This is a genomic window from Shewanella jiangmenensis, assembly GCF_018596335.1.
In the GTDB taxonomy this organism is placed as follows: domain Bacteria; phylum Pseudomonadota; class Gammaproteobacteria; order Enterobacterales; family Shewanellaceae; genus Shewanella; species Shewanella jiangmenensis.
Map to the genome: position 1 here is coordinate 81,766 of NZ_JAHEPS010000009.1, position 6,230 is coordinate 87,995.

Here is a 6,230-nt window from a genome sequence, read left to right on the forward strand (position 1 = left end):
CGGATCCGGCAATTTCTCGAACACATGGATGTGGAAGAGTTAAGGCAAAGGCTTGAGCACGAACCGGACTCATTGTCTTTGCCGCCCTCTCTGCGGTCCGGCCTGACCATTGATTATCGTAAAGTCGATGCCGCACTGGCCTGGCAAGAGGCGAGTGAGTATCACCATCTCATCGTTCCCGATTCTCCCGAATACCCGCCGTTACTCGGCGAAATCACCGACGCGCCCACATTGTTGTTTGTCAAAGGACAAGCTCAGGAGCTGCTGCGCCCGGCCATCGCCATGGTTGGCAGCCGTGATGCCAGTTACAGCGGGGTGCAGGTGGGCCGAATGCTCGCCTCGGCACTGGCGTCAGAGGGCCTGGCTGTGGTCAGCGGTCTTGCTGCCGGAATTGATGGCGCCTGTCATCAGGGGGCTTTGGCTATTGGCGGCGTGACCCATGCCATTTTGGGCACGGGTGCAGATGAAATTTACCCCAAGCGACATCAGGCGCTGTATCACGACATTCAGGCGCGCGGCTGTATCGTCAGTGAGCTTTGGCCTGACACCAAAGCCTTTGCCGGCAACTTTCCTAAGCGTAATCGTATTATCGCCGGCATGGCGCTCGGCACTGTGGTGGTAGAGGCTGCCCGCAAGAGCGGCTCACTCATCTCGGCAAGGCTTGCGATGGAAGCGGGCCGTGAAGTGTTTGCTGTGCCCGGCAGCATACTCGATGAGCGTCATCAGGGCTGTCATGATTTGTTGCGAGCGGGGGCAAAACTTGTCACCAATGCTGCCGATATAGTGGAAGAGCTCGGTGCCATATTGCGTTGTCAGCTTGATATGTTACCCTCGCGGGCCCATGTAGAGCTGCCAGGCGCGCAGGAGTTGCCATACGCAGAGCTCTTGGCTAGTGTAGAATATGAGACCACACCCTTAGACAGGTTGGTGGAACATAGTGGTAAACCAATAGATCTTGTGCTGGAACAAATGCTTGAGTTGGAGTTACAAGGTTGGGTTGCTGCAGTACCCGGTGGTTACGTCAGAATCAGGAGGAATTAGCCATGTTTGACATCCTCATGTACCTATTCGAGAACTATGTTCAGAATGACCTGGAAGTGGATATGCTGGTGGACGAAGACCAGCTGAAAAAGGAATTGGTGCTCGCCGGTTTTCGCCAGGCCGAAATTATCAAGGCGCTGAACTGGCTTGAACATCTGGCTGAGCTGCGCGACAGCGAACAGCCGTTTCTTGACACCCATGAGCAGACCTCGTTCCGCATTTATACGCCACAAGAGATGGAGCGCCTCGATGTCGAGTGCCGCGGCTTTCTGATGTTTCTTGAGCAAATTAAAGTGCTTAACGTCGAAGGCCGTGAAATGGTCATCGACCGGGTTATGGATCTGGACGAAACCAGCCTGACGTTGGATGACCTTAAGTGGGTGGTGATGATGGTGCTGTTCAATGCCCCGGGTCAGGAGCTTGCCTACAATCAAATGGAAAACATGATGTTTGACGAGCAGCCCGGCCGATTGCACTCCTAATCCGTCGCCAAGTAAGCTGTCGTCGATTAAGTTGTTGCCAGTTATGCCAATGAATAGATAAAGGAGACCAAGGGTCTCCTTTTTTGTTGCCTGCGGGACGGCTGGTTTGCGGTTGTGCTGGCATGGCCAGCGCGGCAGTTGATAAAATAGCGCCACTATGCAGCAGAGGTCGCCATGTCCAAAATAGATAACAGCCTGTTCAGTGCCCACGAGCATGCGCTCGAGCGGGAATACGAATTGTGCCCCGAATGTGGCAGTGAGCTGTCGGTGCGTCACAGCAAACATGGCAGTTTTATTGGCTGCAATAACTACCCCAATTGCCAGTATACCCGCCCTCTGGTGCAGCACGAGTCCATCGAATCCCAGATTATCGAGGGTTCATCCTGCCCCGAGTGCGGCCATGAGCTGGCGGTAAAATCCGGCCGGTTCGGGATTTTTATTGGCTGCAGCCATTATCCCGAGTGTACCCATATCGAGAAACCCGATCAGGCACCCGCCGAAGAGGCCATTGCCTGTCCTGTGTGCGAAAAAGGGGTGATGGAACACAGAACCAATCGTTACGGCAAAGGCTTTTACGCCTGCTCAACGTACCCCGAGTGCAAGTATCTGGTTAACTACCCGCCGGTGGCGGAGTCCTGCCCCGACTGTGGCTTTGGTCTGCTGGTGCAGCGTAAAGGCGCCGCTGGAACCCGGCTCGAGTGCCCAAATAAACCCTGTAAATACAAAAGGCCGCTCTGATGCCTGCGATATTCTCGCCTTGGGTTTAACTGGTTATAATGTCGGCCAGCAACAGATACCGTGGATTTTGAGCTGCCGCGACGGTACATCATCAAAGGCGCGTTACCAAAGTCAGATCATCAAAGTCACATAGTATCTGGCGTCACACTAAATAAAGCGCTGCGTAAATGGATTTGATCATTTTAATGCTGCGAATTTCAGTCTACATAAGGAAAGCACCATGGGACTTCCCAATGCCGATGCGGTAAAAGCGTTTCTGTTACAGCTGCAGGCCAATATCTGTGCCGGTCTGGAACAGCTGGATGGAGCGGCCTCGTTTGCCACCGACAGCTGGCAGCGCGCCGAAGGCGGTGGTGGTATCAGCCGGGTGCTGACCGATGGCGCCGTATTTGAGCAGGCGGGAGTTAACTTCTCCCATGTGATGGGCGCGTCCATGCCGGCATCGGCGACCGCGCACCGGCCTGAGCTTGCTGGCCGCAGCTTTGAGGCCATGGGCGTGTCGTTGGTTATCCATCCCAAAAACCCGTACATTCCGACTACCCATGCCAACGTGCGCTTTTTCATCGCCCGTAAAGAAGGCGCCGATCCTGTGTGGTGGTTTGGTGGCGGCTTTGACCTGACGCCTTATTACCCGTTTGAATCGGATGTAAAAGAGTGGCACCAGACCGCCAACGACCTGTGCGCACCTTTTGGCGCCGAGGTGTATCCCAAGTATAAAGAGTGGTGCGATAAGTACTTCTTCCTGCCGCACCGCGGCGAAACCCGTGGTGTGGGTGGTTTGTTCTTCGACGACCTTAATCATTGGGAATTCGAGCGCTGCTTTGACTTTATGCAGGCCGTGGGCAACGGCTTTATCAAGGCTTACGGCCCGATAGTAGAGCGTCGTAAAGCCACTGAATATGGTGAACGCGAGCGCGATTTCCAGCTTTATCGCCGTGGCCGTTATGTGGAATTTAACCTGGTGTATGACCGTGGCACCCTGTTCGGGCTGCAGACCGGCGGTCGCACTGAATCGATTCTGATGTCGATGCCGCCGCTGGTGCGTTGGCAATATGCCTATCAGCCAGAGGCTGGAACGCCTGAGGCGGCGCTTTACGAGCGTTTCCTCAAGCCCCAGGACTGGCTCGCCAATTAATGCTTCAAACTAACCAATAAACCGGGCTTCAGGTTTATTGGTTACGCATATGATCTGCCAGAGTCGCAATTGCCTGGTAGATCACCTCACGATGCTCGGGATTGGTCAGCTCTTTGTTGAGCGCGTACTTCATACAGGTCAGCCACTGATCCCGCATTTCCTCATCGATGGCAAAAGGCATATGCCGTGCCCGCAGTGCCGGATGGCCGTATTTTTGCTGGAACAGCTGTGGCCCTCCAAGCCAGCCACTCAAAAACTCATACAGCTTTTGCTCAGATTGGGCGATGGGGCCCGGATGCATCGCGAGTAGCTTTTGGGTGTCGTCGCCTTGCTGCATCCTGGCGTAAAAACTGTGGGCAATGGCACGTATGGTCTTGTCGCCGCCAATCATGTCGTAGGCATTTGATTGCGTAGGATCTCTGTCGTCGCTGGCACCTGCGCGAAAAATCTTCTTTATCCAGTTCATGGCGAAAGCCCTGTGGTTGCGCTGTTGAAATCGGGCGCAGTATACCAAAGGAGCACGTTTTGGTTGAGGGCGTGAAAAATCCTCCGTTTACTGCCATTGCAGCAACGGAAAGTGCAGGGGTAGACTGACGCATCCCTTTTTGATGTTTGCCCGCGCATCAATTACGCCGACAAAAGCATGAGCGTCGACTCGGGCACGAGCATCTTTTTGAACCTAAACGACCGGATGAACATGAGCGACCAGGTAACCAAAAGTGAACAGCCCGTCAGCCCCGCGACCGGGCAAATCGACAGGTATGCGGTGTTTGGTAATCCCATCGGCCACAGCAAATCGCCGCAAATCCACGCCATGTTTGCCGAGCAAACCTCGCAACCGATGAGTTACGAAGCCGTGCTGGCTCCTAAAGATGGCTTTGCCACAGCTGTGGCCGAGTTTATGGCAAACGGCGGGCGCGGCGCCAATGTGACAGTCCCTTTTAAAGAAGAAGCCTTTGCCCTCTGTGACGAGCTGAGTGACGATGCGCGCGTTGCCGGTGCAGTTAACACCCTGATTAAACTTGACGATGGTCGTCTCCGCGGTGACAACACCGATGGCCTTGGGCTGGTGGGGGATTTACTGCGTCATGATGTTGGACTTAAAGGGCGCCGGATTTTGCTGGTTGGCGCAGGCGGCGCCGCCAGAGGCGCATTACTGCCACTTATCAGAGCTGGCGCACAGCTGAGCTTATGTAACCGCACCCGAGCCAAAGCCGAAACGCTGGCGAATTTGATCCCCGGCGCCGACATTCAGGTGGTCAACGGAGAGAGCATCGACACGGCCTTTGATGTCATAATCAATTCAACCTCAGCAAGCCTCAGCGGCGAACTGCCGGCACTGTCAACGCATGCCATAAACAGCCGCACGGTTTGCTACGACATGATGTATGCTGCGGCGCCAACGCCGTTCAACCTATGGGCCAAGCAACAGGGCGCTGCGGCTTGTATCGATGGACTTGGCATGTTGGTTGGGCAAGCGGCTGAAAGTTTTTATCTCTGGCGCGCCGTCAGACCCGATAGCAAACGGGTGCTGATGACCTTGCGTCAAAGTCTTCTTCTTGGAAACTGAAATGAATCAAAGTGTGATATTTGCCGATGCCATCAGCATCGATGGGAAAAAACAATTGCTGAAGCTGGTTGCCCATCAGCAGGGAATGCGGATTGAGTGCGTACTCAGTTTTGCGCGGCTGCAGCAGCTGTGCAAAACCCCCGTTAATGTAGATAACGCGGCGTCGCTGCTCGAAGGGGTGAGATTTGAAGTGGAAGAGCTGGCCGAAACCCTTATCGAAGAAGATGCCTTCGATGAATGGGGACGCATCGAAATTTGATGATCCCCGGCTGAGCCTGACGTCCTCTTATATAGCTCAGGCTTTGTCAAACAGCTGTTGCTGCAGGTACTCGTCTTTCAGCAACACATAGTTTTGTGCTGACAGGGGCAGGAAGGCGAGTTCGGCGTCGGTCAGCGGTCTTGCCTGCTTTACCGGGCTGCCTACATAAAGGTAGCCACTCTCCAGTACCTTGCCCGGCGGCACCAAAGAGCCCGCACCCAGGATAACATCGTCGCTCACCACCGCACCATCGAGCACTATGGCTCCCATTCCAATCAACACCCGGTTGCCGATGGTACAGCCATGCAACATGGCCTTATGGCCTACAGTTACATCATCACCAATGATCAGCGGATGGCCATCGGGCTTGGCAGGGGTCTTACGGGTAACGTGTAAGCAGGTGCCATCCTGAATGCTGCTTCTATTGCCAATGCGGATATGGTTCACATCACCACGGGCGGCCACCATGGGCCACACGCTGGCATCATCGCCCAGCACTATGTCGCCAACCAGCACGCAGGCTTCATCTATATAGACACGTGAGCCCAGTTTTGGCTCTGTCGCTTTATACACTCTCAACGCTTTTGACATTTAATTTCCAGTAAATGGCAGTTTTTTCGCATTATAAAGCGCATAAATCGGCCGGTCAGGTTGTTTTTCCTTCAAACGAGGTAAAAAAACAAAAAAAGCCCGAATTGCCCCTTGCGCAAAAGTTCAGGCTCCCTATAATGCGCATCCACTGACACGGCACGGGGCGCCAAGCACTGAGGTGCAACGCAAATCGAACGTGAAAGTAGTTGAAGCGAGCGAAAGCCAACTTCAACAGCGTCGAAAGAAAGTTTGCAAAAACTGCTTGACGCGAAAGTAGGAAAGCGTAAAATACGCAGCCCTGACCCGGTGAGCCAAGCGCGACCGGATGTTCTTTAAAAATCAGATAAGACAAGCAAATCTGTGTGGATACTCGCAGGTTGATGAAGTCGACAAAACGATTTTATCAATGAAAGA

Annotated in this window: 8 protein-coding genes; 6 read left to right on the forward strand and 2 right to left on the reverse strand. The window is 53.9% G+C overall.

Features of this window, described 5'->3' with window-relative positions; genetic code table 11:
- The first annotated feature begins 78 nt into the window (after nucleotides 1–78).
- The 4 genes from dprA to hemF all read left to right on the forward strand — a co-directional run bounded on the left by dprA (nucleotide 79) and on the right by hemF (nucleotide 3,396).
- Complete coding sequence (gene dprA / locus KJI95_RS17390; protein ID WP_490156925.1) at nucleotides 79–1,041, forward strand: DNA-processing protein DprA; 963 nt, start codon at nucleotides 79–81, stop codon at nucleotides 1,039–1,041.
- Between the two features lie 2 nt (nucleotides 1,042–1,043).
- Nucleotides 1,044–1,523: a DUF494 family protein gene (locus KJI95_RS17395; RefSeq protein ID WP_214508476.1), complete on the forward strand. Its 480-nt coding sequence runs from the start codon at nucleotides 1,044–1,046 to the stop codon at nucleotides 1,521–1,523.
- A gap of 174 nt (nucleotides 1,524–1,697) precedes the next feature.
- Nucleotides 1,698–2,261, forward strand: coding sequence for a DNA topoisomerase family protein (locus KJI95_RS17400; RefSeq protein WP_214508477.1), 564 nt, complete (start codon nucleotides 1,698–1,700; stop codon nucleotides 2,259–2,261).
- A gap of 220 nt (nucleotides 2,262–2,481) precedes the next feature.
- On the forward strand, nucleotides 2,482–3,396 hold the full coding sequence (gene hemF / locus KJI95_RS17405; protein WP_214508479.1) for an oxygen-dependent coproporphyrinogen oxidase: 915 nt from the start codon (nucleotides 2,482–2,484) through the stop codon (nucleotides 3,394–3,396).
- A 34-nt stretch (nucleotides 3,397–3,430) separates the two neighbouring features.
- Here hemF and KJI95_RS17410 read toward each other — a convergent pair whose 3' ends face one another.
- Nucleotides 3,431–3,862, reverse strand: coding sequence for a group II truncated hemoglobin (locus KJI95_RS17410; protein WP_214508480.1), 432 nt, complete (start codon nucleotides 3,860–3,862; stop codon nucleotides 3,431–3,433).
- Between the two features lie 231 nt (nucleotides 3,863–4,093).
- Between KJI95_RS17410 and aroE the strand changes: the two genes are divergently transcribed.
- A complete protein-coding gene (gene aroE / locus KJI95_RS17415; protein ID WP_214508481.1) occupies nucleotides 4,094–4,966 on the forward strand; it encodes a shikimate dehydrogenase in 873 nt (290 codons plus the stop codon).
- Between the two features lies 1 nt (nucleotide 4,967).
- Nucleotides 4,968–5,225 (forward strand): DUF1488 family protein, encoded by a 258-nt coding sequence (locus KJI95_RS17420; RefSeq protein WP_214508482.1) that lies wholly within the window; start codon nucleotides 4,968–4,970, stop codon nucleotides 5,223–5,225.
- 36 nt (nucleotides 5,226–5,261) lie between these two features.
- Here KJI95_RS17420 and KJI95_RS17425 read toward each other — a convergent pair whose 3' ends face one another.
- The gene (locus KJI95_RS17425; protein ID WP_214508483.1) at nucleotides 5,262–5,816 is read right to left on the reverse strand and encodes a gamma carbonic anhydrase family protein; all 555 of its coding nucleotides are present in this window, start codon (nucleotides 5,814–5,816) and stop codon (nucleotides 5,262–5,264) included.
- Between the last annotated feature and the right edge of the window lie 414 nt (nucleotides 5,817–6,230).

Coding starts and splice junctions, on each gene's coding strand:
- KJI95_RS17395 (WP_214508476.1), top strand. CDS start 1,044: ATGTTTGACATCCTCATGTACCTATTCGAGAACTATGTTCAGAATGAC.
- KJI95_RS17400 (WP_214508477.1), top strand. CDS start 1,698: ATGTCCAAAATAGATAACAGCCTGTTCAGTGCCCACGAGCATGCGCTC.
- hemF (WP_214508479.1), top strand. CDS start 2,482: ATGGGACTTCCCAATGCCGATGCGGTAAAAGCGTTTCTGTTACAGCTG.
- KJI95_RS17410 (WP_214508480.1), bottom strand. CDS start 3,862: ATGAACTGGATAAAGAAGATTTTTCGCGCAGGTGCCAGCGACGACAGA.
- aroE (WP_214508481.1), top strand. CDS start 4,094: ATGAGCGACCAGGTAACCAAAAGTGAACAGCCCGTCAGCCCCGCGACC.
- KJI95_RS17420 (WP_214508482.1), top strand. CDS start 4,968: ATGAATCAAAGTGTGATATTTGCCGATGCCATCAGCATCGATGGGAAA.
- KJI95_RS17425 (WP_214508483.1), bottom strand. CDS start 5,816: ATGTCAAAAGCGTTGAGAGTGTATAAAGCGACAGAGCCAAAACTGGGC.